Genomic DNA, 25,415 nt, shown 5'->3' with positions numbered 1-25,415 from the left:
ATATCAGCCGAAGATCATCAGGATGCCGAGCACGAAGGCCAGGATGCCCAGGGCTTCGGCCAGGGCGGCGCCGACGAACAGGTTGCCGACTTGGCCGGCGGCGGCCGAGGGGTTGCGCAGGGCGCCGGCCAGGAATTGGCCGAAGATGTTGCCCACGCCCAGGGCCGAACCGATCATGCCCAGGGTGGCGAGACCAGCGCCGATGTACTTGGCGGCTTCAGCGTCCATGATTGTATTCCTAGATTAAAGTCGTTGGTGGTTGGGGTGAAGAGACTGGTCCGGCCCTTTAGTGGGCGTGGTCCAGGTTGACCACATCATTAAGATAGATGCAGGCCAGAACGGCGAAGACGAAGGCCTGGAGGAAGGCCACCAGGAACTCCAGCGCGGTCAGGGCGACGACCATGCCCAGCGACAGAGCCGCGACCGGGAAGGCCAGCAGACCGATGCCGCCGCCCAGACCCAACAGGCCCAGAGACACGACGAAGCCGGCGAAGATTTTCAGCGCGACGTGGCCGCCCAGCATGTTGCCGAACAGACGCAGCGCCAGGGTCACCGGACGAAGCAGGAAGGAGACGAACTCGATCAGGCCCACGACCGGGCGCAGCAGCAGCGGCGCGCCCATGGGCCAGAACAGCTTGAAGAAGCCCAGGCCGTTCTTGGCGAAGCCGACCACCAGCACCAGGCCGAAGGTGATCAGGGCGAAGGTGGCGGTGATGGCCAGCTGCGACGTCGCCGTGAAGGTCAGGAACAGACCCAGAATGTTCATGCCGAGGATCAGGATGAACAGGGTGAAGACGAACGGGAAATACTTGCGGCCGTCATGACCGATGATCGAATCGGCCAGATTGTCGATCAGGCCGAACACGCCCTCGCCCGCCGCCTGCAGGCGGCCCGGCACGATCTTGGCGTTCGACGTCACGGCGGTCAGGAAGCCCACGATCAGCAGGAAGGCGACGGTCATTGCGATGTGGGAATTGGTGATCGCCAGATCGACGGTCCCCACCACGGGCAGGGTCACGTCGCCAAGGTCGACGACCTTCTGAATCTGAAACTGATGAATCGGATCGGCCATGAAGCCCTATCGTTCCCCGTCTTCGTCGGCCTCGACATAGGGTTCGGCCGGAGCCGACGTTCCCAACGCCTTGGCCTGCGCCATCAGCCGGTTGGCTGTGCGACGCGCCATGTAAATCGACAAGGCGAAGCCCAGAAGGACCCCGCCGATCAAACCCCACGGGCGGGTCCCGAAGACCCAGTCCGCGATGAAACCGAACGCCAGACCCACGAAGACGCCGCCGAGCAGTTCGGCGATGATCTTATAGGCCTGACCCGACACCTGCTGGCCGGTCAGCTCGGCGGATTTCTCCACCGTGGTCCGCGCCTCCAATGCGGATGCGCTCTCTTGGAGGCGTTTGATCGCCTCTTCGCGCGATTCCGACATAAGGGACAGGACCTGTTTGCTCGACGTCCGGACGATGGGTCCGAACGGGTCTGAATTCGGCGCGGAAACTAATCGTGAGCGGCCATCAGGTCAAGGCGTCGTGATATCGACCTAAGTTGCTGGAAATGCTCCGCTTTCAGAACGCACGCACAAGCCGTGACGATGCGCCGCGATTGCGGACGACAGAATCCCGCCGCGTTTGCGCCGGCCGACATGGCGATGCGGTGCGGAAACGACTAGGTTGGCGCCATGAACGCCCACGTCCCGCCGCCCGCGCCCTCGCCTCGTCCGATCACCGTGCGCCTGGCGACGCCGCGCGGCTTCTGCGCCGGGGTGGACCGGGCGATCCAGATCGTGGAGCGGGCCATCGAAAAATACGGCGCCCCCGTCTATGTGCGGCACGAGATCGTTCACAACCGCCATGTGGTCGAGCGGCTGAAGGCCATGGGCGCCGTCTTCGTCAAGGAGTTGGACGAATGCCCGGACGACCGCCCGGTCGTCTTCTCCGCCCACGGCGTGCCCAAGTCGGTGCCCGCCAACGCCCGCGCCCGCGACCTGCTGTTCCTGGACGCCACCTGCCCCCTGGTGTCCAAGGTCCATGTCGAGGCCGAGCGCCACCACGCCGCCGGCAAGCACATCATTCTGATCGGTCACGCGGGCCACCCGGAGGTGATCGGCACCATGGGCCAGCTGCCGCCCGGCGCCATCAGCCTGGTCGAGACCGAGGAAGACGCCGAACGGTTCCAGCGGCCGGGCGACGCCCCCCTGGCCTATGCGACCCAGACCACCCTGTCGGTGGACGACACCGCCGGCATATTGAAGGTGCTGAAGCGCCGCTTCCCCGAACTGCCCGATCCGCACAAGGAAGACATCTGCTACGCGACCACCAACCGCCAGGACGCGGTCAAGGCGCTGGGCGAGGGCTGCGAACTGGTGCTGGTGGTGGGGTCCAAGAACTCGTCCAACTCGGCGCGCCTGGTCGAAGTGGCGATGCGCGCGGGCGCTCGCGCCGCCTATCTGGTGGATGACGCCTCTCAGGTGGACTGGGCCTGGTTCGACGGGGTGGATACGGTCGGCGTCACCGCAGGCGCATCCGCGCCCGAGCCGCTGATCGAGGCCCTGGTCGACGCCATCCGCGCCCGTTTCGACGCCACGGTGACCGAGGACGCCGGCGCGCGCGAGACCGTGACCTTCAAACTGCCGCGCCTGCTGACGGCCTGAACGCGCCCATGCACGGCGCAGACGTTCCGTTGCCATCAGCGGCAGTCCCCCATCAACGCGGGATAAACGCCATGATCAAACGCGCTGTTTCCATCGTGCTGCCCTTGGCTGCGCTGGCCGCCTGTGCGCAGCCGGTCGGCGACACCGGCGCGAAGCCGGTCGGCATGGTCATCCCGCCTCCAAATACTGCGGCGACATCGGCGGTCGGCTGGAGATCCGTACTGGCGCCGACGGCGGCCAGACCGGCATGTGCCACCTGCCCGACAATCGCGTCATGGAGGAATGGGCGCTGTTCCGCAGCGCCCACCCGCCGTCCTGAGCGCCCGGCGCTAGGCCCGCGCCAGCGGAAGCGGGACGCGGAACAGGCTGCCCACGCCCGGCGTGGACACAACCTCGATCCTGCCGCCCATCAGCACCGCCAACCCATGGGCGGCGGTCAGGCCCAGACCCAGACCCTCGGCGGTGCGGGTGCTGCTCTCGTCGCCCTGGGTGAAGGCTTCGAACAGGCGCGTCACATCGTCGGGCGTCATGCCCGGCCCGGTGTCCTCGACCTCCAGCACCAGATCATCGTCGGCTCGGGCGCGCAGCGTCACCTGGCCCGACCGGGTGAAGCGCACCGCATTGTCGGCCAGGGCGGCCAGCATCTTCTCGATATGGACCGGGTCGCCCAGCCATTCCCCTTCGACCGCCTCGACGTGCAGAGCCAACCCCTTGGTCGCCGCCGCGCCTTCGAAGTCATGCGCGACCCGCTGCAGCAGGTTGTCGGGGCGGAACGGCCGTCGCTCCAGCATCACCGCCCCGTCGCGCAGCCGCACCACGTCCAGCAACTCCTCGACCAGCCGCAGTTGCTGACGCCCCGAAGCCTTCAGGATTTCCAGCCGTTCGCGTTGCTGGGGCGTGATGGCGTCGGCGCCGATCACCTCGGCCATGCCCAGGACGCCGTTCAGGGGGGTGCGCAGTTCATGGCTGACGTTGGACAGGAACCGCGTCTTGGCCTGGTTCGCGGCCTCCGCCTTGTCCAGCGCCGCCGACAGGGCGGCTTCCGACGCGCGCAGGCGCCGGATGTCGTGCGCCACCCGCCACAGCAGGGCGCCGCCGCCCACCAGCAGCAGCGTCAGCAGCATCAGCAGCAGCGGCCCGGCCTGACGCAAGATATCCGCACCCGGCCGTTCCGGCGTCCAGACGATCCGGCCCAGCAGCACGCCGTTGGGATCGCGGATATCGACCGCCCCACGCCCCTGCGGCGGCGGCGCATCGCCGATGGAGAAGGCGGGATCGATCAGGCCCAGGCGGTCGTGAATCTGCGGAACGATGGTCTCGAATCGCCTGAACGACGCCACCGCCGGATCCGACGCCGGGACCTGCCCCTTCAGCGTGTGCCGCACGATGGTCGAGGTGCCCATCAGATAGACGGTCCCGTTCACCTTCACTATGGCCGGCTTCAGCGTCACGGCGTCCAGCGCCACGGTCGAACGGTCGCGCCGCGCCGCCGCCGCTCTCAGCGCATCGACGATGGGGCGCGCGGACTGGGCGAACGGGTCGGCGGCGTCGGCCCCGGCCGGTCCCCCGTTCTTGGAGATGCGAAACAGCCGCCCGGCGTCGTCATAGCCCAGGGTGACGGGCAGTTTGCTCTGCGCCTCGTAATAGCCGCCCAGATGCCGGTCCCACCAGGCGACGTCGCCGGCGCCCGTCATATGATCGACCGCGTCGTCCCAGACCGAGGCCGTGGTCAGATCCTCGCCTATGGCCTGCAGGGCCCGGGCGACGCGGCGCTCGACCAGCTTCTGCTCCTTGACGGCCTGGTGTGCGTCGATGGCCTGGCTGACGACCGCCAGAACCGCGATCATCCCCGCCATCGAACCGATCAGCAGGATCGCCGCGATTCGGAAGGCGACCCACGCTTGCGGGCCGGATTTTGAAGCAACGCCACGAGACATGACGAACCGCTACCATTGGCCCGATAAGACAAGATGAACGCCCCGCCGATGCGCGGATCGGATCAACGGTCGTCGTTGACGAAGTCCTGGGCGAACTCGGGCGCCTCTTCGTCGATAGGCAGGGTTCCGTCCTCGTCGTCGGCCTCGGAGGCGCGGCTGGGGTCTGGAACCTCGAACCCGACCGGCAGCGACAGGTCCAACAGGCCCGCCGCCTTCATCTCCTGCACGCCCGGCAGGTCGTACAGGGTCGCCAGGCCGAAATGCTCCAAAAAGCGGTCGGTCGTCGCATAGGTCACGGGCCGGCCCGGCGTCCGCCTGCGTCCGCGCAACCGCACGAAGCCCATCTCCAGCAACAGGTCCAGCGTGCCTTTTGAGATGCTGACGCCCCGCACGCTCTCGATCTCGGCGCGAGTGACGGGCTGGTGATAGGCGATGATGGCCAGGGTCTCCAGAGCGGCCTTGGACAGGCGGCGCGGCTCTTCGCGCTCTTGGGTCATCATGAAGGCCAGGTCCGGCGCCGTGCGGAACCGCCAGCGGTCGGCGACGCACTCCAACTCCACCCCCCGTCCCTCGTAACGGGCGCGCAAGGCGGCGATGGCGCGCGCGACATTGCAGTTCTGGGGCAAACGGGCGGCGATCTCGGCGGCCGTCAGCGGGCCCGCGGCGGCGAACAACAGCGCCTCGACCCGGCGCTCGATCTCGGCCTCGTCGGGTTGGAACGACAGGTCAGACATCAAGATATCCGCTCATCCCCTCAGTTCCAGCGGCTGCCCCTGCCCGCGCCGTTTCAGATAAAGCTCGGCGAACGCCTGCGCCTGCCGGATGTCCATCGCGCCCTCCTTCACCAGCTCCAGACTGGCCGACAGGGTCGAGGCGGTAAAGCTGGCCTGGCTGGGGCCGGCCTCGTCCTGGCGCATCGGCGCCACCCTTTCCAGCGGGGTCCAATCGGCCAGTTTCGGCATAATCTCTCGCAGCCAGTCGCGCGCGGCCTCCAGCGGAAAGGCCTCGACCCGCTGACCGGGCGCATAGCGCCGGGCCTCCTCGCGCCGACGCTGCACCACATAGGCGCTCATCAAGTCGTACAAGCTGGCGTCGATACGGTCGGACGGCACGATCACCGTCGCCTCCGGGTCGCCGCGCGTGAAGACGTCGCGCTTCAACTGAGGCCGCGCCATCAGCTGTTCGACGGCCTTCCGCATCGCCTCCAGCTTCTGCAGGCGGAACGCCAGGGCGGCGGCCATCTCCTCGGCCGGCGGCTCCTCGGCCTTGCCCTTGTCGGTGCGAGGCAGCAGCAGGCGCGACTTCAGATAGGCCAGCCACGACGCCATCACGAGGTAATCGGCCGCGAGGGCGAAGTTCCTGCGCCGCGCCTCATGCACGAAGGCCAGATACTGTTCCGCCAACTGCGTGATCGACAGCTTCAGCAGATCGACCTTCTGGTTTCGCGCCAGAGCCAGCAGGACGTGCAGCGGCCCCTCGTATCCGTCCAGGTCGACGACGAAGGCCTCCCGCTCCTCGACCTCGGCGACGGCGGTGAAGTCCAGATTGGGCTGGAAGGCGTCGGTCATGCGGCGACTAGGCCTGGGCCTCTCCCACGTCCGGCCCCTTGGCGACATCCAGCCGCCCGCCCATCGCCTCGAAGAAGCGCTGATGCCCGGCCGCCGCGTCCAGCGGTTCAGGCGCGCGCACGATCCGCGCCAGCGCCGCCTCGGCCCGCGCCCTGGCCTTGCCCTTCAGCTTGCCGGTCGCCTCGGCCACCGCCTGCATCTCGGCCAGATCGCCGTTGCAGTGCAGGACCACGTCGCACCCGGCCTTCAGCGACATATCCGCCCGCTCGCCCAGCGATCCGCTAAGCGCCTGCATCGACAGGTCGTCAGTCAGGAGCAGGCCGGTGAAGCCCAGATGCTCGCGCATCGTCCGCACCGCCTTCTTCGACTGGGTCGCCGGCCGTTTCCGGTCCAAGGCGGTGAAGACGATGTGCGCCGTCATCGCCATCGGCATGTCCGACAGGGCCTTGAACGGCGCGAAATCCCAGCCGTCCAGCGTCTCGAAATCGGCATGGACCGTCGGCAGGTCCTTGTGGCTGTCGGCGAAGGCGCGTCCGTGGCCGGGCATATGTTTGAGGCAGGGCAGAACCCCGCCGGCCAGCAAACCTTCCGCCGCCGCCCGGCCCAGCAGGGCCACCGTCTGCGGATCGCGGCCATAGGCCCGGTCGCCGACGATGTCGTGCGCGCCCGGCACCGGCACGTCCAGCACCGGCAGCAGATCGACGGTGATCCCGACATCCCGCAGGTCATGCGCCATCAGCCGGGCGCCCCGCCGCGCCAGTTCGCGCGCGCGCATCGGATCGTTCGCGGCCTTAAGATAGGCGTCGCCCGGCGGATATTTGGGCCAGTGCGGCGGTCCCATCCGCTGAACCCGTCCGCCCTCCTGGTCGATCAGGATCGGGGCATCGGGGTCGCCGACGCAGGCCCGCAGGTCTTCGGTCAGCGCCCGCAGCTGCTCCGGCGTATCGATATTGCGCCGAAACAGGATGAAGCCCCACGGCCGCGCCTTGGCGAAGAAGGCGCGCTCGTCCTCCGTCAGCCGATGACCGGCGCAGCCGTAGAGGGCGGCGGACGTCACCGAACGATGCAGTCCCGGCCCGCCGCCTTCAGCGCATTGCAGAAGGCCGTGGCCCGTTCGCGCGACAGGCCCGAGAAGGCGGTGCGGTAAAGCGTCGATCCGCTGGAGGTCGTCACCTCGGTCACACGCTTTTCGGCGCCCGACGCATATTGGCCAAAGCGGCCGGCCACGGCGGCGTATTCCCGGTCCGCGATCTCGGTCGAGGAGAAGGCGCCGATCTGGACCGAGGCCGAACCGCGCGCGGCGGCAGGGGCGGCCGGCGCAGGCGTCGTCGCGGCGGGCGCGGTCGCCGGGCGGGTCGCAGGCGTCGTCGGGGCAGGCGTGGTCGGGGCCGGGGCCGGCCTGGCGGGCGTCAGCCCCTGGCCTGTCGGGGCGACCGGCGCGGGGGCGGCCGGGCGCGGCTGGGGCGTTTCGGGCGGCGGGGTGAAGGTCACCGGCGCGTCCGTCGTCTCGGTCTCGTCGCGATAGACGCGCACGCCGGCGGCCGGGTCGATGGGCTGGGCGTCGATAGGTGCGGGCGTCTTCATTTCACCCACGGGCTGTCCTACCGCCGGCGGCGCGTCGGTCGAGGCGCGCATGCCCGAACGGTAGAAGAAGATCACCGCCACGATCAGCAGCAGCAGGACCACCGCGCTGACGATCAGCGTCACCGGCGGCGCCTTGCCCCCGCCCGAGCCGACATTGCGGCCGCTGCGCGGATCATAACTGTTGCGGCGGAACGGCAGGTCGTCGTCGGTGGGGGGCGTATAGGCGCCCCGGCCCGGCTTGTTGTCGTCTTCGAATGACATGGTCGCGCTCCGCCGTCTGTCCGGCGCGAATCGGGCGCCGAACGTTCACTTTACGCCCCCGCGTCCGTCTTTCGAATCACAGATCGAGCGCCAGGTCGAGGCTGAACAATTTCTGGTGGACTTCTATCGCATAGCGGTCGGTCATGCCGGCGATATAGTCGCAGACGGCCCGCGCCCGCCGCGTCCGGTCCTGCGTCAGAGCCGGCTCGCCCCATTCCGGCGGCATCACCTCCGGCTCGGCCATGAACAGTTCGAACAGTTGCGACAGCACCCGCCGCGCCTGGCTGCGCGTGCGGTTGACGCGGTAATGGCGATACATCCGCTCGAACAGGAACTTCCTCAGGATCGCCAGGTCGGCGTGCATCCCGGCCGAAAAGTCCACCATCGTCCGCTTGGCCGTTCGCACATCCTCGGTCGTGACGATCCGATCCTGCTCCAGCCGCGCCTGCGTCTCGGCCAGCACGTCCTCGACCATCACACCGATCATGCGCCGCACGGCCTCGATCCGCAGCATCCGCTCGTCGATTTCGGGCCAGTCGCGCCGCGCCTCGGCCAGCATCGGCCCGATCAGCGGCACCTGGGCCAGGTCCGCCAGGGTGAACAGCCCCGCCTGCACCCCGTCGTCCACGTCGTGGTTGTTGTAGGCGATGTCGTCGGCGATGGCGGCGCACTGGGCCTCCAACGAGGCGAAGGTGTCCAGCCGCAGGTCCCAGCCCGCCTCGCCCCCGGCCGCATAGGGCCGCACCACCGACCAGGCCGGCTCCTCCAGCCGGTGCGACACAGGGCCATTGTGCTTGATGACCCCTTCGACCGTCTCCCAGCTCAGGTTCAGCCCGTCGAACTGCGGATAGCGGTTCTCCAGCTCCGTCACGACGCGGAAGCTCTGGACGTTGTGGTCGAAGCCGCCATAGCTCGCCATCTGCACCACCAGCTCGTCCTCGCCCGCATGGGCGAAGGGCGGATGGCCCAGGTCGTGGGCCAGGGCGATGGTCTCGGCCAGATCGTCGTCCAGCCTCAGCGCATGGGCCAGCGACCGCGCGATCTGCGCCACCTCCAGCGAATGGGTCAGGCGGGTGCGGTAATGATCGCCCTCGTGCGCCACGAAGACCTGGGTCTTCTCCTTCAGCCGACGAAACGCCGTTGCATGGATGATGCGGTCGCGATCGCGGGCGAAGGGCGTCCGGGTGCGGCTGGGCGGCTCGAAGAAGCGGCGGCCCAGGGTCAGTTCGGGGCGTTCTGAGTAGGTCGCGCGGTCTGAATGGCTCAACGGATCAACTTTGCAGCGGGCGACCCTTTGCGATTGGCCGCACGCGCCTCATATAGACACGCGTGAGCACCGTCCAATCCACAGAACCATCCACACCCGCCTTCTCCGTCGCCACACGCGCGCCGGAGGGCATCACCCTGGCCGCCGGCGCCGCCAGGCGCCTGGCCAGGCTAGGCGCCGCCGAGGGCAAGACCCTGTTGCTGCGCGTCGCCGTGGACGGCGGCGGCTGCTCGGGCTTTCAGTATCGGTTCGAACTGGTCGAGGCGGCGCAGGACGACGACCTGCGCGTCGAATGCGACGGCCAGGCGGCCCTGGTCGATCCCGTCTCGGTCCCCTTCCTGAAGAACGCAGAGATCGCCTTCGTCGACGAACTGGCCGGCGCCCAGTTCGTCGTCAGAAACCCCAACGCCGCCTCCAGCTGCGGCTGCGGCGTCAGCTTCTCGATCTGACAGGCGCGCGGCCCACACACCGGCGTCATCCTCGGCCATGTGCCGCGCCGCCCCTGCCTCGTCATCATTTCAAAAAGCCTCCGCCAACCACCGATCCACGACTTGCATTTAGGCAAGTTCCTAATTAGGGATGAGCCTATGAACACCGTGTTCAAGGCCCTGTCCCATCCCGTCCGCCGCCGCATAATCGCGATGCTGCGCGCCGGCCCTCTGGCCTCCGGCGACATCGCCGCCGCCTTCGACATGAGTTGGCCCACCATCACCGGCCACCTCAACGCCCTGAAGGAGGCCGGCCTGGTCAGCCCCGAACGCGACGGCCAGACCATCCGCTATCGCCTGGAGATTTCCGCCGTCGAGGAGGCCATGGCCTTCCTGATGGACATCGCCGGCACGGGGAAACCCTCCGCCATCCCCATCACCAAGACTGAAGGAAATCGTGGATGAAGGACCGCCTGTCGCTGCTGGACTATCTGACCGTTGCGATCTTCACGCTTCAGGGCGCCTTCGCCCTGCATGTCGGTTTGAACGGCCCGACAACGCCGGTTCCGGTGCATTTCGGCCCCGACCTGCAACCGGATCGCTGGTCGGACCGGACCGAACTGGCCCTGACGCTGGGCGGGATGGCTTTTCTGGGGCTGATCGTGTGCGCGGGGCTGGGCCTTGGCGCCGTGCGGGCCGAAGCGACGGGCGATCAGCCTCGAAATCGGTCGCTCAGGATCGGACAGGGTATCGGCCTGTTCACCGTCACGGTCCTGGGCGTTCTCATCGCCTGGGCCAGTCTTGGGCAAACAAGTCTGGGGCAAACGGGTGTCGAGACGCGCGGCGGCGTCATGATGGGCGGCCTGTCGCTGGTCCTGGCCGGCGTCGGCGCCTTCCTCGGCCGGGTGTCGCCCAATCCCTTCGTCGGGGTTCGCACACCATGGGCCTACAAGAGCCGCCGGGCGTGGGATCGGTCCAATCGGCTGGCCGGAAGACTATTCTTCCTGATCGGGCTGTGCGGCCTGATCGCCGCCCCTGTCACGCCCCAGCCTTTCGGCCTCACCGCCCTGACCGTCGGCGCCATCGTCATCAGCCTGATCGCCGTCTTCGAAAGCTGGCGCGTCTGGCTCACCGATCCCGACCGCCAGCCCTTCTGACACCCTTCGCAAACGGACACCGATCATGTTGAGCCTGATCCTCGCCGCCGCCCTGACCAGCGCGCCTGTCGCGACCGCGATCACCCTGCCCGCCCAGCCTGCGCCGCTGCATGGCGTGCTGCTGACGCCCGAGAACCCCAGCGCGGTGGCGGTGATCCTGCCCGGATCAGGGCCCACCGACCGCGATGGAAACAGCCCGATGGGCGTCCGGGCTGGAACCTATCGCCTGCTGGCCGAGGGTCTGGCGGCGCAAGGGATCGCCACCGTCCGCATCGACAAGCGCGGCGTCGCCCAGAGCGCGGCGGCGGGCGGGGATGAGGCTGCGCTCCGCTTCACCGACTATTCCACAGACGCCCGCGCCTGGGCGGCTGAGGCCGCATCGCGCGCGGGCAAGCCCTGCGCCTGGCTGATCGGCCACAGCGAGGGCGCGCTGGTCGCCGTGAAGGCGGTCGAGGGCGGCGACGACAAGGTCTGCGGCCTGATCCTGCTGTCGGGCGCCGGGCGTCCGGCGGGCGTGGTCCTGCGCGAACAGTTGGATAACGGCCTGCCGGAACCGCTGAAGGCCCAGGCCTTCGCCGCCCTCAGCGAACTGGAGGCCGGACGCACCGTCGCCGATGCGCCGCCCGCTCTGGCGGCCCTGTTCCGGCCCTCGGTCCAGCCCTATCTGATCTCGTGGCTGCCGCTGGACCCCGCCGCCCTGCTCGCCGCCTATGACGGCCCCGTCTTCATCGGTCAGGGAACCACCGACCTCCAGATCGGCGTCACGGACGCCCAGACCCTGGCCGCCGCCGACCCCAAGGCGACGCTGAAACTCTGGGACGGCGTCAACCACCTCCTCAAGACCGCCCCCGCCGACCGCGCAGCCAACATGGCCACCTACGCCGATCCGGCCCTGCCGCTCGCGCCGGGCGTGGCGGAGGATGTGGGGGCGTTTATTCGGGCGAATGAAATGTGATGGAAGCAACGACTGGGTAGTCACTAGGCCCGCACGTCCAACCCCTCACTTGGCGTGTGCGCACATCGTATGTACCAGAAGCGAATAGAAATTTTGAGCTATCGAGCGAAAGCTTATCCTGATCCGCACGGAGCAAATGACGCCCCGCCGGGTAGTCCTCACTCGATGCACCCCTATAGAGACGAACACTGACTTTGGAGGTATCGGACCCAAGCCAAGGGCCGCTCACCATCCAAAGCAACCCTCGAATGTCATTCGCCCAGAACCAAGAAGTTGGCCGCCAACCATAGTACCGCGACGGCCAGCGTTCGACCGAGCCAATGCACGGGTCTTGCTCAAGCGACCGATCAATCTCATCGGCTAAAGCGCGGCTTGGGGGACGTGTGGTTGTCAGACTTAATGTCAGTAAGCCGACAATCATCAAAGCTGCTGTGACGATCAGCGCACGTTTCGTATTTCGTTTGATGGGCAGCGCCATGGCTTGACCATACCGATGGTCGCTTAATCTGCAACGCCCACCTCTCCCCGGGCCTCATCCGCCAGCACGAAGAACCGCTCCCGCACCTCGGCCGCGAACGGGTTGTCGCGTTCGATGGTGCGGAAGACGGCGGGGCTGTCGTAGCGGACCATGTCGACGGCCTGCATCAGCCGGTCGAAACTGGCCGTCGTCATCCGCGTCGGCAACGGCTCCATGTTCAGCAGGACCCGCGCGATCAGATGGGTCAGGCCCTGGACCACGGCGGCCTCGCGGTCATGCTCCTCCGGCGTGACCAAAAACACCTTCAGACCCAGCGCGAGGCGGCAGAAGGCGGCGACGCGGCGGGCGTCCGCAGCCTCTCGCACCGGACAGACGGCGATCCTCAGGCCAGCGATGCCGTCCTTGCCGCTTTGGGGGCCGAACAGCGGATGGGCGCCGACGATCCGTACGCCGGGCGGCAGCAGGGCGTCCATCGCCTGCGCCGGCTTCACCTTCACTGACCCCACGTCGATCACCAGGGCGTCGGGCGCCAGATGCGGGCGGATGGCGATCAGCGTCGCCTCCAGCGCCTCGACCGGCACGGCCAGCACCACCGTGGGACAGGCGGCGGCGGTCGCCAGGTCGGTCAGCGCAGCCACGCCCTCGCCGTCCGTCGCCGCCGGATCATGGGCGAGGATGTCGAACCAGGACGACAGATGCCGCGCCGTCAGCCGCCCGAAGGCGCCGAAGCCGATCAGGCCGAGCGTTTCCCTCACAGCGTCTCCATGAACCGCACCGGCCGCCCGTGCGCCGATCCGATCAGTTCGCCGTCCTGCATCACCACCCGCCCGCGCACGATGGTCGCCATCGGCCAGCCGGTCGCCTCCACCCCGTCGAACGGGGTCCAGCCGCAGCGCGTCGCCTGCTGGTCGTGCGTGATCGTCCGTTTCGCCTTCAGATCGACGATGGTCAGGTCGGCGTCATAGCTGACGGCCATCCGCCCCTTGTTGGCCGTGCCGAACACCCGCTGCGCGCCCGCCGAGGTCAGGTCGATGAAACGCTCCAGCGACAGCCGCCCGTTGGCCACATGCGTCAGCATCAGCGGCACCAGCGTCTGCACCCCCGGCATCCCGGACGGAGAGGCCGGATAGGGTTTGGCCTTTTCCTCCTTGGTGTGCGGCGCGTGGTCCGAGCCCAGCACATCGGCCACGCCCTGCTGCATCCCCCACAGCCACAGGGCGTCCACATGCTCCTGCGACCGGATCGGCGGGTTCATCTGGGCGTAGCTGCCCAGCCGCTCATAGGCTTCCGGCCCGACCAGGGTCAGGTGCTGGGGCGTGATCTCGACGGTGGCGACGTCCTTGTGGAAGCGCAGATACTCCATCTCGTCCTTGGTCGTGACGTGCAGCACATGGATGCGGGCGCCCGTCTCCTTGGCCAGACCGACCAGACGCCGGGTCGAGCGGATGGCGCTCTCGGCGTCGCGCACCTCGGGGTGGCTGGTCCAGTCGCCGGTGCGGGCCAGGCCCCGCCGCTCGACCAGCCGGTATTCGTCCTCGGAGTGGAAGGTGGCGCGGCGGCGCACATTGGACAGAACCTTCCTCACCCCTTCGTCGTCGGCGATCAGCAGGTCCCCGGTCGAGGCGCCCATGAAGACCTTGACCCCGCAACAGCCGGGCAGCCGCTCCAGCTCGGCCAGATAGTCGGCGTTCTCGTGCGTGCCGCCGACGTAGAAGGCGTGGTCCGTCCACATCCGGTCCTTCGCCCGCGCCAGCTTGTCGGCCATGGTGTCGGGGTCGGTGGTGTTGGGATTGGTGTTCGGCATTTCGAACACGGCGACGACGCCGCCCAGGGCCGCCGCGCGCGATCCGGTCTCCAGATCTTCCTTCCACTCCAGCCCCGGCTCGCGGAAGTGGACCTGGGTGTCGATGACGCCGGGCAGGACCGTCAGGCCCGTCGCGTCGAACACCTCTCCGGCCGAGGCCTGGCTCAGGTCGCCGATGAAGGCGATCTTGCCGTCGATGACGCCGACATCGGCCAGGCCGCGCCCGGCGTGATTGGCCACCTCGCCGCCACGCACGATCAGGTCATAGGTCGGGGTCATGGGGCGGGCTCCTGCGCAATGGGTGGCTGGGTTCTAACGCTCCGCACATCCGCGCGAAAGCCGGCGCCCAGACCTTTGGGCGCAAGATGCGGCACATTGCAGACCCGATCTCGCCCCCAACGGCTGTCTCAGGGAAAGCCGCTGGGTTCCGACTTTCGCCGGGATGAACGAAAAAGGGGATGCTTACCCCCGCGTCGCCAGCATCCGCATCGCGGTCTTCAGCACGCGCTCCCACGGCAGGTCCATCATGTGCTGGATGGCCTGGTTCAGGCGGGGGTCCAGGGCCTTGAACTCCTGATAGCTGCGCGGTCCGCGCACCGCCTGGCCCTTCCATGGGCCGCGTGTCGTCTCGTCCGAGGGCCCGAAAACGGCGATGGTCGGCGCGCCAGCCGCCACGGCCAGATGCGTCCATATCGAATCCGCCCCGATATAGAGCGCCGCCTGAGAGATCGCCGCCGCCGTCTGCAGTCGCGTCAGTTTCCCCTGCAGTTCGATCACCCGCGCGCGCGGCACGGCGTAGCGGATGGTGTGGGCCGCCTCGCGATCCACCTCCTCGCCCACGATCATCAGCCGCCCGCCGGCCAGCGGCCCGTCGTCGGCCAACAGCTTGGTCGCCACCTTGGCGTAGCGTTCGGCCGGCCAGCGCTTTCCCATCCATTCCACGCCCGGTCCGACCGCCAGGATCGGCCCCTCGCCCCCGGTCGCCGGGAACAGCGCCCTGGCCTCGGCCAATGTCTTGTCGGAGAAGAACAGGCGCGGGCCCGGCGTCTCCTCCGGCTCCAGCTTCAGCACCGCCGCCGCCGCCTCGACCGCGTGCAGGCCGGCCGGCGTCTTGCCGCGCACCGCCCGCCGCTCGCGCCTCAGCTTGCCCGACAGGTCCGAGCCGCGCATGTCCACGACCAGACCCCATTTGGCGCCCCGCACCTGGTTCCACAGGGCGATCCATTCGAAATGGCCCTCGCGCTCCAGCACGATGGTCCTGGCCAGGCGCGGCGTGTCGGCGAACAGCGGCGCGCTGGCGGCCGATCCGACGATGGTGAAGCTCGCCTGCGGCAGGCTGTCGACCAGATGCGCCAGGACGCCGGACGACAAGATCGCGTCCTCGGCGTCGGCCTCGGCGATATACAGGATGGGGAACCGCCCGATCATGAAATCAGGACTACAGGGATTCTATCTCAGGTTCAGCGCCAAACGACTGTTTCCACAGGCGGACGTCGTGCGTTACAGCGACGCGCATGAGCCAGACGCCCCCTTCCGCCGCCGACCCCGCCGCGACCGCCGCCCTGGACCGCTTCAAGGCCCAGCGCGTCACGGCCATCTACCGGCTGGACCTGATCGCCAAGGGCGCGACCCTGACCTACGAGGACGGCGCCCCCATCGACATGGCGTCGGAAAAGGCCCGACTTGAGCAGGTCGTCGCCGACATGGACCGCCGCATCGCCCAGCTTGAACGCGCGCTGGGGTGAGCCTTCCCCTCCTCCCCGGCCGGACCTGCGGCGGTTGCGTCGAATGCTGCCGGGTCATTCCGCTGGACCTGCCGGAACTGGCCAAGCCGACCGGCGAGCTTTGCGCCTATTGCGTCGACGGCGCCGGCTGTTCGGTTCACGAAATCCGGCCCAACACCTGTCGCATCTGGTTCTGCCTGTGGCGCGTGATCGAACTGGACGAGGCCTGGCGCCCGGACCGCAGCGGCGTGATCGTGCGGCCCGACGGGATCGAGGACGGGATCATCACCCTGTATGTCCTGCGCCGCTCGGACTTCCTGGCTTCTACCGACCTTTTCGTCACCGTGGCGGGCTGGATCGCCGAGGGGATCGAGGTCGCGCTCAGCGTCCCCGGCCCGGTCGGTGCCTATCCGGCGCGCGCCATCGTCACCGACTGGCTGCGCCCCGCCGTGGAAGCGGGCGATCCGCAGGACTTCGTCGCGCGCGTCATCCGATCCCTGGACAAGCTGGCCGAACACGACTTCCAGCCCGATGGCGTCACGGCGCGCTATGCGGTGGTTTGAGAAACGCTCTCAGCACCCTATCTAGCCGTCATGCCCATCGCCCGTCTCGACAGCCGCGCCCTGATCTCGATCACGGGCCAGGACGCCAAGCCCTTCCTGCACAATCTGCTGACCCAAGACGTCGAGACGCTGGCCGACGGCCAACTGCGGTTCGGCGCCCTGCTCTCCCCGCCCGGCCGGCTGCTGTTCGACCTGTTCATCTTGGGTCAAGGCGACGAGGTTCTGCTGGACGTGGCCGCCGACCGCCGCGACGCCCTGTTGCAGCGGCTGACGATGTATAGGCTGCGCGCCAGGGTTCAGGTCGCCGCCGACGACCGCCCCGTCTTCGCCGCCTGGCCGGATGCGCCCGCCGGCTTCATGCCCGACCCGCGCACCCCGCTGATGGGCGGTCGCCTCTATGGCGGCGACGCGACCGCCGACGCCGGTCAGGCCGACTATGACGCCCACCGCCTGTCTATCGGCCTGCCCGATCCGACCGGCGACGCGCCCCAGGACAAGACCTATCCGATCGAGGCCGATTTCGACCTGCTGAACGGCATCGACTTCCACAAGGGTTGTTTCGTGGGCCAGGAGACCACCTCGCGCATGAAGCGGCGAGGCGCGATCAAGAACCGGATGCTGCCGCTGGATTTCGACGGGCCGCCCCCCGCCTTCGGCGCCGAGGTGCTGAAGGGCGAACTGCGCGCGGGCGAGGTGCTGTCTGGTCGCGACGGTTCCGCCATGGCCCTGCTGCGGATCGACCGAATCGACGGCGACCTGACCGTGGACGGCCGCCCCGTGCGCTTGCGCAAACCCGCCTGGATGGGCGAGGACGTGCTTCCTTCCTCCCAGCCTTGAGTCGCCCCATGAAGATCGCCGACCAGATCGTCCTCGTCACCGGCGGCGCGCGCGGCGTCGGCGCCGCCTGCGTGCGCGCCTTCGCCCGTGAAGGCGCCCGCGTCGTCATCAACTGGAGGAACAGCGGCGAGGCGGCGAACGCCTTGGCCGCCGAGATCGGCGAGCGCGCCATCGCCCTTCAGGCCGACGTGACCGACCGCGCCGCCGTGGACGCCATGGTCGCCGCGGCTGAAGGCCGTTTCGGCGCCCCCGTCACCACCGTGGTCAACAACGCCCTGGACTACAGCTTCAACGGCGACGCCCGATCCCAGATGACCGCCATCGGCTGGGGCGAGATGGACCGGCAGTTCTCGACCGTGGTGCGTGGCGCCCTGAATCTGATCCAGGCTGCGGCCGCCGGCATGGCCGCTGGCCGGTTTGGCCGCGTCGTCAACATCGGCACCAACCTGTTCCAGAACCCGGTCGTGCCCTATCACGACTACACCGCCGCCAAGGCCGCGCTTCTGTCCCTGACCCGCACCGCCGCCGGCGACCTGGGGCCCGACGGCATCACCGTCAACATGGTCTCGGGCGGCCTGCTGCGCACCACCGACGCCAGCGCCGCCACGCCCGAGGCCGTGTTCGACCTGATCGCCGGCATGACGCCCCTGCGCTCGGTGACCACGCCTGAAGAATTCGCCGACGCCGTCCTGTTCTTCGCCTCCCCCTGGAGCCGCGCGGTGACGGGCCAGAACCTGGTCGTCGACGGTGGGCTGGTGCGGGACTGATCCATCCACACGTGCTTCCTTCTCCCATTGGGAGAAGGCGGCCCGCAGGGTCGGATGAGGGTCGGCCAGTGGGCCAGTTCGCACGATCTAACCCTGACCCTTTCGCGCAAGAACGCCGGCTATCGCCGCCGTGCGCTCAAGCCTTCTCCCAGCGAGAGAAGGGCGCCGATAGCGAATCTTCTGGCCGGCCATCCTATTCGCCGAAAAAATTCATCACGATTTCCGCAATTTATCCACCATCAGCGTCAATCAACCATCCCCTCCTCCCACCCCCCTTACAATGCGTGCTTCAGGACCGGAGGAGAAGAAAACTTGGACTCATTGGACTCGTTGGACTGTTTTTTTACCGTCCAACTCGGCCCCTCCCCAATTGCACCCTCTTGCACTTTGCACTGTTTTCCCAGGTGCAGTGCAATTACGCCCGCCGCCCCGATTTCAGACGATTGAGACAATTCAGACGTTCTTTTTCGCCGCCGCGTCTCCAACCCCGCCCTTTTTTCCACCGGAACAGACTGGCAACATGACGCCATGACCGATTCACATGCCGAAGGCCGCTGCGGCTGGTGCGGGACCACCGACCCGCTCTATATCGCCTATCACGACACCGAATGGGGCGTGCCCGAATATGATCCGCGCGCCCTATGGGAGAAGTTGATCCTGGACGGCTTTCAGGCCGGCCTCGCCTGGATCACCATTCTGCGAAAGCGAGAGGGCATTCGCGACGCCTTCGACGGCTTCGACCCCGAGATCGTCGCCCGCTATGGCGAGGACGACATCCAGCGCCTGCTGAACGACCCCCGCATCATCCGTTCGCGCGCCAAGATCGCCGCCGCCATCCGGGGCGCCCAGATCTGGCTGGAGATGCGCGATGACGGCGAAGACTTCTCCGCCTGGCTGTGGTCCTTCGTCGGCGGCGAACCGATTCAGACGACCCATGCCGACTATCGCCAGGCCCCGACCCAGACGGAACAGTCCCAAGCCATGGCCAAGGCCCTGAAGAAGCGCGGCTTCAACTTCTGCGGCCCGGTGATCGTCTATGCCTTCATGCAGGCGGTGGGCATGGCCAACGATCACCAGACGACCTGCTTCCGTCACGCCCAGGTTCGTGCGATGGCGGGCCATGGCTAAAGCCCACTCAAACTCCAAGGCCTTCCCCACCCTCGCGCTCGAGACGGTGCTGCTCCAGCGCGTCGAGGGCCATGTCTGCGGCGTGGACGAGGCGGGACGCGGCCCTTGGGCCGGCCCGGTTTCGGCGTCGGCGGTGATCCTGAACCCTGACGACCTGCCGCCCGGCATCGATGACTCCAAGGCCCTGACCGAAAAGCGCCGCGCCGCCCTGGAACCGGAGATCAAGGCCCGCGCCATCGCCTGGGGCGTCGGCTTCGCCTCGGTGGAGGAGATCGAGGAACTGAACATCCTGCACGCCACGGGCCTGGCCATGTGCCGCGCCATCGAGGCCTTGCAGGTCCAGCCGGTCGCGGCCCTGGTGGACGGCAACTACCGCTTCAAACTGCCCTGCGAAATCCAGACCGTGGTCGGCGGCGACGGCCTGTCCCTGTCGATTGCGGCGGCCTCCATTCTGGCCAAGACGGCGCGCGACCGTCTGATGGTCGAACTGGACGCCCAGTACCCCGGCTACGGCTTCGCCAGCCACAAGGGCTACAATGCGCCGATCCACCAGCACGCCTTGAAAGAGATGGGACCTTGCCCCGCCCATCGGCGCAGCTGGTCCCCGATCCGCGCCCTTTTGGCAGGGGTCTGACGCCCAGCGTCAGATGTGCATGAATCCGCCCAACAGGGCGCCCAGCAGGGCCGCAACGGCCGCGCCCGCCACCATCATCATCCAGCGCGGCGGCGGCGTCAGCTCTGGCTCCAGGTCGATGTGTTCGACAGGCTCCACCGCTTCGGCCGGGCGGCTGTAGCGGGCGGCGTTGTGGGTGAAGGTCGGGCGGTTGTCGATCGGCTTCGGCGCCCAGGTCCAGTCGGCGCTCGCCACGCGCGGCGCATCCGCCGTCGGCGCCCACGACCGCGCCTCGGCAGGTGCGATCCGACCGCCGCCCACGCCGTCAGCGTCGGTCCGGGGCTTGATGCGAGCGGTGTCGAAGCGCGGTTCCATCCCTCCAGAACGGCGGCCCGCGATTCGCGTTCCAGAGGAACGGCTGTTGTTTTTACAACACTTATGCGGCGACCGGCAGGGCCACGGGCCGATCCGTGACCACGAACAGATGCTCCACGTTCTTCAGCCGCCCGACCTGCCCCACCTTCTCGCCCTTGGGGTTATGGATGCCGATGCGGGCGCCGACATACCGGGGATGGGCCACCTCGATCACCTGCACATGGCCACGCGCGGACAGCATCTCGACCAGTTCGGCCCGGCTCAGATACCCCTCGTCGTTGAAGCTCACGATCAGGTTCGGCGCCCTGACCCGTTCGATCACCGACCGCAGCGCCGGGCCGATGCCGGGGCGGCTGTTGAAGGGGCTCTTGCGCGTCTTCACGTCCACCCGCTTGTTGGCCACCCCATAGGTCTCGGGCCGATCCCACAGCACCAGGCTCTCCCAGCAGTGGTAGTTGGCCAGGTAGGAATGCTGGTTATAGGGCGGGTCCAGATAGACCAGATCGGCCTCCACCTGATCGGCGATTTCGACCGCATCGCCCTGCGTCGCCCGACACGGGCCGCCCACCACCGCCGGGAGCAGATCGGGCGTCCTCAGCACCAGCGGCTTCAGCGCGCGCGGCGCCCACTGCTTCATATAGGCCATCTGCACGCCTGCGGTGGAATCGACCCGATCCGCCGCCTCCATCAGGCTGACCAGGGCGATGGCCTTCAGCTCGGGCTCCAGCCCCATCGCCTCGATCCGGTCGCGCACCCCGTCGATGCGGGCGCCGTTGTCGGGATGGAAGTAGCGGGCGTCGCGGCAGAAGGCTTGGGTGAACCAGCCGGCCTGCGGCGTGACGGTTCTCAGCTCCGCCAGCACCGCCTCCGCCCGCTCGATCCACCGCCCCCGATCCGCCTGCACATAGGTCGCGGCCAGGACGTGGGCATAGGCGTTGACGTCGTTCGACCAGACTTGGAACCCCTGCTTCTTCAGCGCATGACCGACCCGCGCCGTGCCCGAGAACAGGTCGCAGACCCGCCCGCCGTCCGGCAGGACGCCGGCGATCGCTCCCGTCACATGGCCTAGAAGGGCGCGCTTGGAGCCGATGTATTTGATCATGCCGCAGCCCGAGTCATGACCCCACCATAGCCGGTTCGGCGCGGGACGACAGATCGCAGGCAGCCGAACGCCATCCCGCGCATTGTTAAGCTGAACGGGACGCCTGGCGCGCCCCTCGATCACCAACCGACCCATCGGGAGCCGACCATGGCGATGACCGTCGCGGACCTTCTGGCCCAGACCCTGGCCTCGGCCGGGGTGAAGCGTATCTGGGGCGTCACGGGCGACAGCCTGAACGGCCTGAACGACAGTTTGCGCCGCTTCGACCAGATCGAGTGGATGCACGTCCGCCACGAGGAGACCGCCGCCTTCGCCGCCGGGGCCGAGGCCGCGGTCACGGGCGAGCTGGCCGTCTGCGCCGGCAGCTGCGGCCCGGGCAACCTGCATCTGATCAACGGCCTGTTCGACTGTCATCGCAACCGGGTTCCGGTCCTGGCCATCGCCGCCCACATCCCGTCGTCCGAGATCGGCCTGGGCTATTTCCAGGAGACCCATCCGCAGGAGTTGTTCCGCGAGTGCAGCGACTTCTGCGAGCTGGTGTCCAATCCGGCCCAGATCCCCGGCGTCTTGGCCCGCGCCCTGAACACGGCCGTTGGCAAGGGCGGCGTGGCGGTGATCGTCCTGCCCGGCGACGTCGCCCTGGCCCGCGCCCCCGACGGCGCCTCGCCCGACTGGTCCGCCCCCGCCCGGCCGCGCATCAGCCCCGCGCTCAGCGACGTGACCCAGGCGGCCCAGCTGCTGAACGGGGCGGACAAGGTGGCCATCCTGGCGGGCAGCGGCTGCGCCGGCGCCCATGACCAGGTTCTGGCCCTGGCCGACGCGCTTCAGGCCCCGGTCGTCCACGCCCTACGCGGCAAGGAGCACGTTGAATGGGACAATCCCTATGACGTGGGCATGACCGGCCTGATCGGCTTCTCCTCCGGCTATCACGCCCTGATGAACTGCGACGCCCTGGTCATGCTGGGGACCGACTTCCCCTACCGCAACTTCTACCCCTCGGACGCCAGGATCATCCAGATCGACCGCGACCCGTCTGCGCTGGGCAAGCGGGCCCATCTGGCGCAAGGGATCGTCGGCGACGTGGGCGAGACGGTTCCGGCCCTGATCCCGCACCTGAGGGCGGATCGCTCGTCGCGTTTCCTCGACGCCGCCCGCAAACACTATGCCGAGGCGCGAAAGGGTCTGGACGATCTGGCCCGTCCCGCCCCGGCCGACCGGCCCATCCATCCGCAGTATCTGACCGCCGTGATCGACCGGCTGGCCGACCAGGACGCCGTCTTCACCGCCGACGTCGGCACCCCCACCGTCTGGGCCGCCCGCTATCTGACCATGAACGGTCGGCGCCGCCTGTTGGGATCGTTCAACCACGGCTCAATGGCCAATGCGATGCTGCAGGGCGTCGGCGCCCAGGCCGCCGCGCCCGACCGCCAGGTGATCTCCTTGTCCGGCGACGGCGGTTTCACCATGATGATGGGCGACTTCATCAGCCTGTCGCAGCTGGGGCTGCCGCTGAAGGTGGTGGTCTACAACAACGGCTCGCTCGGCTTCGTGGCCATGGAGATGAAGGCCGCCGGCTTCCTGGACGTCGGCACCGATCTGAAGAACCCCGACTTCGCCGCCATGGCCCGCGCGATGGGCGTCACCGCCTTCCGCGTCGAGGCCTCGGATCAGGTCGAGGATGCGGTGGCCCAGGCCCTGGCCCATCCCGGCCCCGCCCTGGTCGACGTGGTCACCGCCGGCCAGGAACTGGTCATCCCGCCCAAGATCAAGAAGGAACAGGCCAAGGGTTTCAGCCTGTTCATGCTCAAGGCCATCATGAACGGTCGTGGCGACGAGGTTCTGGAGCTGGCGCGGACCAATCTGTGAGGCCGGCCCGCTTTTCCGTGATCGAGGCTTTGGTCGCCGTGATCTCGGTCGAGGCCATGCGGTCCCACATCTGGAAATAGAGGCCGTAGTTGCCGTTGAACCGCTTGTGATGGGCGTCATGGTGGGTGGCGGTGATCAGCCAGCGCAGGGGCGCCCGCCCAAGCCATGATGCGGGCCAGACTTCGCGGCCGGCGTGGTTCAGCACGGCGGTGGCGGTCATCAGGGTCAGCAGCGCCAGGGCCACGCCCCAATGGATCGGCAGGAAAAGCGCCAGGGCCGGCAGGAACCAGGCTGTGGCGACGGCCTCGGCCGGATCGAAGGCGAAGGAGGCGAAGGCGCTGGGATCGCGCGACCGATGGTGCTCGGCATGGGCCCAGGAAAAGATGCGCGGGTGATGCAGCCCCCGGTGCACCCAATAGTAGAAGGCGTCGTGGGCCAGCATGTAGACGACGAAGCTGGCTGGCAGCCACCAAATCGGCCAGGCGTTGATATCGTCATAGATGGCCGTCCCGCCCCGTTTCCAAAGCTCCAGCACCAGGGCCGCAGGCAGGGCGTAGATCGGACAAGAGATCAACGAGGCGATGATTTCGGCGCGTATGCGTTTCGCGGCGGGCGCCTTGTGGTTCAACTGGCGTCCCCGGCCCGCCCCCGTCCACAGCAGCCAATGGGTCAGAACCCCGACCAGCAGATAACGCAGGCCGATGATTAGGCTGAGCGCGAGCGTGGTGACGAGCAGGTCCATCAGCATGGCCGCACAGACGGCCAAACAGACGCTCAGGTCAAGTCGTGGCGGGCGTGGCTCAAACCGCCTATGATGCCCTGATGTCGATGCCGATGATGATCCTGCTTTTCCTGGCCGCCTTTCTGGGAATGGAGGCGTTCGCCTGGGCCATGCATCGCTATGTCATGCACGGCCTGCTGTGGACCTGGCACCGAAGCCATCATGAACCGCACGACGGGGTCCTGGAGAAGAACGATCTGTTCGCCGTGGTGTTCGCCGCCCCGGCGATCATTCTCATCGCGCTGGGCCTGCACGTCTGGGCCTGGGCCCTGCCGGTCGGCCTGGGCGTCACCGCCTATGGCATGGTCTATTTCTTCTTCCACGACGGCTTGGTGCATCGGCGTTTCCCGACCGGGATCGACGGGCGTTCCGGCTTCTGGACCCGTCGAATCCAGGCCCACCGCCTGCATCATGCCGTGCGGACCCGTGAGGGCTGCGTCTCATTCGGCTTTCTGTGGGTGCGTTCGGCGCGGGCGCTGAAGGCCGAACTGTCTCAGAAGCGCGGCTCTTCCAGCAACGGCGCCTGAGACAGGGCGGCCAGGTCCTTGGAACCCGTGCAGAAGCAGGTCAGCCGCAGCTGGGCCGCCATCAGGTCCAAATGCTCGACCACGGCCTCGGTCGATGTCAGGGCCGCTTCCAGCACCCCTGCCGCCTGACCGACCAGGCAGGCCCCCAACCGGATCGCCCGCGCCGCATCCAGGCCGTCCCGGATTCCGCCCGACCCGATCAGATCAAGCTCCGGCGCGGCCTGGGCGCAGTCCCTCAGACTGCGTGCGGTCGGAACGCCCCAGCCGGCGAAGGGCGCGGCCAACGCCTCGGCCCGGCCGCCCGTCGCCCGCGCGCCCTCGATCAGGCCCCAGTTCGTGCCCCCCGCCCCCGCCACGTCCAGCGCGGCGACCCCCATATCCGCCAGACGACGCGCCACAGCGCCCGACAGGCCGGCGCCGGTTTCCTTGACGATCACGCGGCCCGGATAGGCGGCGGCGATCTGTTCGATGCCGCGCGCCACCCCGCGCCAGTCGCGGTCGCCCTCGGGCTGGACGCCTTCCTGTAGGGGGTTCAGGTGAAGGATCAGGGCGTCGGCGCCGATCATCTCGATGGCGGCTCGGGCCTGGTCCACGCCGTAACCCAAGGCGAACTGCACGGCGCCCAGATTGGCCAAAATAATCGCATCGGGCGCCCGGCGTCGCAGATCCGCCCCCAGGCCCGACCCGCCGTCCGTTTCCAGCGCCACCCGCTGCGACCCGACGGCCAGGACGACGCCCATCGCCTGGGACGCCTCGGCCAGGCGCGCATTGACCGCCTCGGCTCGCGACGGACCTCCGGTCATCGAGCTGATCAGGAAGGGCAGCGCCACGTCTCGACCCAGAAAGCGGGCCGACAGGTCGATGGCGTCGTGATCCAGATCCGGCAGGGCGTCATGAACGAAGCGGACGGCCTCCAGCCCGGAAGTCGTCTGGCTGACGCCGCGCCCGGCCCGGACATGGTCGATGTGCTCGTCCTTGCGCCGGATCAGGGCGTCGGCGGCGGTGGGCATCAGAAACGGCTCCTGGCGGGTTGC

The 25,415-nt window shown here is 68.1% G+C and carries 30 protein-coding genes; 13 read left to right on the top strand and 17 right to left on the bottom strand.

The features are described 5' to 3' along the window. Positions 1 to 3 precede the first annotated feature (3 nt). The 3 genes from KZX42_RS08730 to KZX42_RS08720 are packed head-to-tail and all read right to left on the bottom strand — an operon-like array spanning position 4 to position 1,438. On the bottom strand, positions 4 to 228 hold the full coding sequence (locus KZX42_RS08730; protein WP_008261286.1) for a F0F1 ATP synthase subunit C: 225 nt from the start codon (positions 226 to 228) through the stop codon (positions 4 to 6). Positions 229 to 286: 58 nt separating this feature from the next. After that, positions 287 to 1,072: a F0F1 ATP synthase subunit A gene (locus tag KZX42_RS08725; RefSeq protein ID WP_248118819.1), complete on the bottom strand. Its 786-nt coding sequence runs from the start codon at positions 1,070 to 1,072 to the stop codon at positions 287 to 289. Between the two features lie 6 nt (positions 1,073 to 1,078). Next, complete coding sequence (locus KZX42_RS08720) at positions 1,079 to 1,438, bottom strand: AtpZ/AtpI family protein (protein WP_248118818.1); 360 nt, start codon at positions 1,436 to 1,438, stop codon at positions 1,079 to 1,081. A gap of 249 nt (positions 1,439 to 1,687) precedes the next feature. Between KZX42_RS08720 and ispH the strand changes: the two genes are divergently transcribed. After that, positions 1,688 to 2,659: a 4-hydroxy-3-methylbut-2-enyl diphosphate reductase gene (gene ispH / locus KZX42_RS08715; protein WP_248118817.1), complete on the top strand. Its 972-nt coding sequence runs from the start codon at positions 1,688 to 1,690 to the stop codon at positions 2,657 to 2,659. A gap of 52 nt (positions 2,660 to 2,711) precedes the next feature. On the opposite strand, the gene KZX42_RS08710 is transcribed toward ispH, so the two are convergent. The 7 genes from KZX42_RS08710 to KZX42_RS08680 form a co-directional block, all read right to left on the bottom strand. Continuing rightward, positions 2,712 to 2,966: a hypothetical protein gene (locus tag KZX42_RS08710; protein ID WP_248118816.1), complete on the bottom strand. Its 255-nt coding sequence runs from the start codon at positions 2,964 to 2,966 to the stop codon at positions 2,712 to 2,714. A 22-nt stretch (positions 2,967 to 2,988) separates the two neighbouring features. Continuing rightward, positions 2,989 to 4,596 carry an ATP-binding protein gene (locus KZX42_RS08705; protein ID WP_248118815.1) on the bottom strand — a complete coding sequence of 536 codons (1,608 nt, stop codon included), beginning with the start codon at positions 4,594 to 4,596 and terminating at the stop codon, positions 2,989 to 2,991. Between the two features lie 62 nt (positions 4,597 to 4,658). After that, complete coding sequence (gene scpB, locus KZX42_RS08700) at positions 4,659 to 5,330, bottom strand: SMC-Scp complex subunit ScpB (RefSeq protein ID WP_248118814.1); 672 nt, start codon at positions 5,328 to 5,330, stop codon at positions 4,659 to 4,661. A gap of 12 nt (positions 5,331 to 5,342) precedes the next feature. After that, positions 5,343 to 6,164: a ScpA family protein gene (locus tag KZX42_RS08695; protein WP_248118813.1), complete on the bottom strand. Its 822-nt coding sequence runs from the start codon at positions 6,162 to 6,164 to the stop codon at positions 5,343 to 5,345. 7 nt (positions 6,165 to 6,171) lie between these two features. Next, positions 6,172 to 7,221: a beta-N-acetylhexosaminidase gene (gene nagZ, locus KZX42_RS08690; RefSeq protein WP_248118812.1), complete on the bottom strand. Its 1,050-nt coding sequence runs from the start codon at positions 7,219 to 7,221 to the stop codon at positions 6,172 to 6,174. Further along, positions 7,218 to 8,009 (bottom strand): SPOR domain-containing protein, encoded by a 792-nt coding sequence (locus KZX42_RS08685; protein WP_248118811.1) that lies wholly within the window; start codon positions 8,007 to 8,009, stop codon positions 7,218 to 7,220. Before KZX42_RS08685 ends, nagZ begins: the two co-directional genes overlap by 4 nt. A 76-nt stretch (positions 8,010 to 8,085) precedes the next feature. After that, complete coding sequence (locus KZX42_RS08680; RefSeq protein ID WP_248118810.1) at positions 8,086 to 9,276, bottom strand: deoxyguanosinetriphosphate triphosphohydrolase; 1,191 nt, start codon at positions 9,274 to 9,276, stop codon at positions 8,086 to 8,088. 131 nt (positions 9,277 to 9,407) lie between these two features. Between KZX42_RS08680 and KZX42_RS08675 the strand changes: the two genes are divergently transcribed. The 4 genes from KZX42_RS08675 (at position 9,408) to KZX42_RS08660 (ending at position 11,816) form a co-directional block, all read left to right on the top strand. Then, positions 9,408 to 9,725 carry an iron-sulfur cluster assembly accessory protein gene (locus tag KZX42_RS08675; protein WP_248119138.1) on the top strand — a complete coding sequence of 106 codons (318 nt, stop codon included), beginning with the start codon at positions 9,408 to 9,410 and terminating at the stop codon, positions 9,723 to 9,725. A 138-nt stretch (positions 9,726 to 9,863) separates the two neighbouring features. After that, positions 9,864 to 10,169: a metalloregulator ArsR/SmtB family transcription factor gene (locus tag KZX42_RS08670; RefSeq protein WP_248118809.1), complete on the top strand. Its 306-nt coding sequence runs from the start codon at positions 9,864 to 9,866 to the stop codon at positions 10,167 to 10,169. Beyond that, positions 10,166 to 10,861 carry an SdpI family protein gene (locus tag KZX42_RS08665; protein WP_248118808.1) on the top strand — a complete coding sequence of 232 codons (696 nt, stop codon included), beginning with the start codon at positions 10,166 to 10,168 and terminating at the stop codon, positions 10,859 to 10,861. The genes KZX42_RS08670 and KZX42_RS08665 overlap by 4 nt, the downstream gene beginning before the upstream one ends. Before the next feature lie 25 nt (positions 10,862 to 10,886). Next, positions 10,887 to 11,816 carry an alpha/beta hydrolase gene (locus tag KZX42_RS08660; protein ID WP_248118807.1) on the top strand — a complete coding sequence of 310 codons (930 nt, stop codon included), beginning with the start codon at positions 10,887 to 10,889 and terminating at the stop codon, positions 11,814 to 11,816. A gap of 501 nt (positions 11,817 to 12,317) precedes the next feature. Here the strand turns inward: KZX42_RS08660 and KZX42_RS08655 are convergent. From KZX42_RS08655 to KZX42_RS08645, 3 genes are all read right to left on the bottom strand, one after another. Continuing rightward, positions 12,318 to 13,049 carry a prephenate dehydrogenase gene (locus KZX42_RS08655; protein WP_248118806.1) on the bottom strand — a complete coding sequence of 244 codons (732 nt, stop codon included), beginning with the start codon at positions 13,047 to 13,049 and terminating at the stop codon, positions 12,318 to 12,320. Then, on the bottom strand, positions 13,046 to 14,377 hold the full coding sequence (locus tag KZX42_RS08650; RefSeq protein WP_248118805.1) for a dihydroorotase: 1,332 nt from the start codon (positions 14,375 to 14,377) through the stop codon (positions 13,046 to 13,048). The genes KZX42_RS08655 and KZX42_RS08650 overlap by 4 nt, the downstream gene beginning before the upstream one ends. Before the next feature lie 183 nt (positions 14,378 to 14,560). Then, positions 14,561 to 15,526 (bottom strand): glycosyltransferase family 9 protein, encoded by a 966-nt coding sequence (locus KZX42_RS08645; RefSeq protein WP_248118804.1) that lies wholly within the window; start codon positions 15,524 to 15,526, stop codon positions 14,561 to 14,563. An 86-nt stretch (positions 15,527 to 15,612) separates the two neighbouring features. Here KZX42_RS08645 and KZX42_RS08640 point away from each other — a divergent pair, with 86 nt between their 5' ends. The 6 genes from KZX42_RS08640 to KZX42_RS08615 all read left to right on the top strand — a co-directional run bounded on the left by KZX42_RS08640 (position 15,613) and on the right by KZX42_RS08615 (position 19,751). Beyond that, positions 15,613 to 15,843 (top strand): hypothetical protein, encoded by a 231-nt coding sequence (locus KZX42_RS08640; protein WP_248118803.1) that lies wholly within the window; start codon positions 15,613 to 15,615, stop codon positions 15,841 to 15,843. Next, on the top strand, positions 15,840 to 16,385 hold the full coding sequence (locus tag KZX42_RS08635) for a hypothetical protein (protein WP_248118802.1): 546 nt from the start codon (positions 15,840 to 15,842) through the stop codon (positions 16,383 to 16,385). The genes KZX42_RS08640 and KZX42_RS08635 overlap by 4 nt, the downstream gene beginning before the upstream one ends. A gap of 30 nt (positions 16,386 to 16,415) precedes the next feature. After that, positions 16,416 to 17,222: a folate-binding protein gene (locus KZX42_RS08630; protein WP_248118801.1), complete on the top strand. Its 807-nt coding sequence runs from the start codon at positions 16,416 to 16,418 to the stop codon at positions 17,220 to 17,222. A gap of 8 nt (positions 17,223 to 17,230) precedes the next feature. Continuing rightward, entirely contained in the window at positions 17,231 to 17,989 is a 759-nt protein-coding gene (locus tag KZX42_RS08625) for a 3-oxoacyl-ACP reductase (protein WP_248118800.1), read from the top strand. Positions 17,990 to 18,517: 528 nt separating this feature from the next. Next, entirely contained in the window at positions 18,518 to 19,117 is a 600-nt protein-coding gene (locus tag KZX42_RS08620) for a DNA-3-methyladenine glycosylase I (RefSeq protein WP_248118799.1), read from the top strand. After that, on the top strand, positions 19,110 to 19,751 hold the full coding sequence (locus KZX42_RS08615; RefSeq protein ID WP_248118798.1) for a ribonuclease HII: 642 nt from the start codon (positions 19,110 to 19,112) through the stop codon (positions 19,749 to 19,751). The genes KZX42_RS08620 and KZX42_RS08615 overlap by 8 nt, the downstream gene beginning before the upstream one ends. A 9-nt stretch (positions 19,752 to 19,760) precedes the next feature. On the opposite strand, the gene KZX42_RS08610 is transcribed toward KZX42_RS08615, so the two are convergent. Both KZX42_RS08610 and KZX42_RS08605 read right to left on the bottom strand, forming a co-directional pair. Beyond that, positions 19,761 to 20,105 (bottom strand): hypothetical protein, encoded by a 345-nt coding sequence (locus tag KZX42_RS08610; RefSeq protein WP_248118797.1) that lies wholly within the window; start codon positions 20,103 to 20,105, stop codon positions 19,761 to 19,763. 61 nt (positions 20,106 to 20,166) lie between these two features. After that, a complete protein-coding gene (locus KZX42_RS08605) occupies positions 20,167 to 21,207 on the bottom strand; it encodes a DNA adenine methylase (RefSeq protein WP_248118796.1) in 1,041 nt (346 codons plus the stop codon). Between the two features lie 147 nt (positions 21,208 to 21,354). Between KZX42_RS08605 and poxB the strand changes: the two genes are divergently transcribed. Continuing rightward, positions 21,355 to 23,073 (top strand): ubiquinone-dependent pyruvate dehydrogenase, encoded by a 1,719-nt coding sequence (poxB, locus tag KZX42_RS08600; RefSeq protein ID WP_248118795.1) that lies wholly within the window; start codon positions 21,355 to 21,357, stop codon positions 23,071 to 23,073. Here poxB and KZX42_RS08595 read toward each other — a convergent pair. Continuing rightward, positions 23,021 to 23,815: a sterol desaturase family protein gene (locus KZX42_RS08595; protein ID WP_248118794.1), complete on the bottom strand. Its 795-nt coding sequence runs from the start codon at positions 23,813 to 23,815 to the stop codon at positions 23,021 to 23,023. The two genes, poxB and KZX42_RS08595, sit on opposite strands and share 53 nt — an antisense overlap. Positions 23,816 to 23,895: 80 nt before the next feature. Between KZX42_RS08595 and KZX42_RS08590 the strand changes: the two genes are divergently transcribed. Then, positions 23,896 to 24,381: a sterol desaturase family protein gene (locus KZX42_RS08590; protein ID WP_248118793.1), complete on the top strand. Its 486-nt coding sequence runs from the start codon at positions 23,896 to 23,898 to the stop codon at positions 24,379 to 24,381. On the opposite strand, the gene fni is transcribed toward KZX42_RS08590, so the two are convergent. Continuing rightward, complete coding sequence (gene fni, locus KZX42_RS08585) at positions 24,348 to 25,391, bottom strand: type 2 isopentenyl-diphosphate Delta-isomerase (protein WP_248118792.1); 1,044 nt, start codon at positions 25,389 to 25,391, stop codon at positions 24,348 to 24,350. The two genes, KZX42_RS08590 and fni, sit on opposite strands and share 34 nt — an antisense overlap. Positions 25,392 to 25,415: the final 24 nt, after the last annotated feature.

The sequence above is a fragment of the Brevundimonas sp. EYE_349 genome (assembly GCF_023147505.1).
Classification (GTDB): domain Bacteria; phylum Pseudomonadota; class Alphaproteobacteria; order Caulobacterales; family Caulobacteraceae; genus Brevundimonas.
The sequence above is the reverse complement of the archived record's forward strand: the minus strand, read 5'-3'. Positions and strand labels throughout refer to the sequence as shown.

What these genes read in the sequence shown, in the direction of transcription:
- KZX42_RS08730 (WP_008261286.1), bottom strand. Translation starts at nt 228, where the DNA reads ATGGACGCTGAAGCCGCCAAGTACATCGGCGCTGGTCTCGCCACCCTG.
- KZX42_RS08725 (WP_248118819.1), bottom strand. Translation starts at nt 1,072, where the DNA reads ATGGCCGATCCGATTCATCAGTTTCAGATTCAGAAGGTCGTCGACCTT.
- KZX42_RS08720 (WP_248118818.1), bottom strand. Translation starts at nt 1,438, where the DNA reads ATGTCGGAATCGCGCGAAGAGGCGATCAAACGCCTCCAAGAGAGCGCA.
- ispH (WP_248118817.1), top strand. Translation starts at nt 1,688, where the DNA reads ATGAACGCCCACGTCCCGCCGCCCGCGCCCTCGCCTCGTCCGATCACC.
- KZX42_RS08705 (WP_248118815.1), bottom strand. Translation starts at nt 4,596, where the DNA reads ATGTCTCGTGGCGTTGCTTCAAAATCCGGCCCGCAAGCGTGGGTCGCC.
- scpB (WP_248118814.1), bottom strand. Translation starts at nt 5,330, where the DNA reads ATGTCTGACCTGTCGTTCCAACCCGACGAGGCCGAGATCGAGCGCCGG.
- KZX42_RS08695 (WP_248118813.1), bottom strand. Translation starts at nt 6,164, where the DNA reads ATGACCGACGCCTTCCAGCCCAATCTGGACTTCACCGCCGTCGCCGAG.
- KZX42_RS08685 (WP_248118811.1), bottom strand. Translation starts at nt 8,009, where the DNA reads ATGTCATTCGAAGACGACAACAAGCCGGGCCGGGGCGCCTATACGCCC.
- KZX42_RS08670 (WP_248118809.1), top strand. Translation starts at nt 9,864, where the DNA reads ATGAACACCGTGTTCAAGGCCCTGTCCCATCCCGTCCGCCGCCGCATA.
- KZX42_RS08665 (WP_248118808.1), top strand. Translation starts at nt 10,166, where the DNA reads ATGAAGGACCGCCTGTCGCTGCTGGACTATCTGACCGTTGCGATCTTC.
- KZX42_RS08660 (WP_248118807.1), top strand. Translation starts at nt 10,887, where the DNA reads ATGTTGAGCCTGATCCTCGCCGCCGCCCTGACCAGCGCGCCTGTCGCG.
- KZX42_RS08650 (WP_248118805.1), bottom strand. Translation starts at nt 14,377, where the DNA reads ATGACCCCGACCTATGACCTGATCGTGCGTGGCGGCGAGGTGGCCAAT.
- KZX42_RS08645 (WP_248118804.1), bottom strand. Translation starts at nt 15,526, where the DNA reads ATGATCGGGCGGTTCCCCATCCTGTATATCGCCGAGGCCGACGCCGAG.
- KZX42_RS08640 (WP_248118803.1), top strand. Translation starts at nt 15,613, where the DNA reads ATGAGCCAGACGCCCCCTTCCGCCGCCGACCCCGCCGCGACCGCCGCC.
- KZX42_RS08630 (WP_248118801.1), top strand. Translation starts at nt 16,416, where the DNA reads ATGCCCATCGCCCGTCTCGACAGCCGCGCCCTGATCTCGATCACGGGC.
- KZX42_RS08625 (WP_248118800.1), top strand. Translation starts at nt 17,231, where the DNA reads ATGAAGATCGCCGACCAGATCGTCCTCGTCACCGGCGGCGCGCGCGGC.
- KZX42_RS08620 (WP_248118799.1), top strand. Translation starts at nt 18,518, where the DNA reads ATGACCGATTCACATGCCGAAGGCCGCTGCGGCTGGTGCGGGACCACC.
- KZX42_RS08615 (WP_248118798.1), top strand. Translation starts at nt 19,110, where the DNA reads ATGGCTAAAGCCCACTCAAACTCCAAGGCCTTCCCCACCCTCGCGCTC.
- KZX42_RS08610 (WP_248118797.1), bottom strand. Translation starts at nt 20,105, where the DNA reads ATGGAACCGCGCTTCGACACCGCTCGCATCAAGCCCCGGACCGACGCT.
- KZX42_RS08605 (WP_248118796.1), bottom strand. Translation starts at nt 21,207, where the DNA reads ATGATCAAATACATCGGCTCCAAGCGCGCCCTTCTAGGCCATGTGACG.
- poxB (WP_248118795.1), top strand. Translation starts at nt 21,355, where the DNA reads ATGGCGATGACCGTCGCGGACCTTCTGGCCCAGACCCTGGCCTCGGCC.
- KZX42_RS08595 (WP_248118794.1), bottom strand. Translation starts at nt 23,815, where the DNA reads ATGGACCTGCTCGTCACCACGCTCGCGCTCAGCCTAATCATCGGCCTG.
- KZX42_RS08590 (WP_248118793.1), top strand. Translation starts at nt 23,896, where the DNA reads ATGTCGATGCCGATGATGATCCTGCTTTTCCTGGCCGCCTTTCTGGGA.
- fni (WP_248118792.1), bottom strand. Translation starts at nt 25,391, where the DNA reads ATGCCCACCGCCGCCGACGCCCTGATCCGGCGCAAGGACGAGCACATC.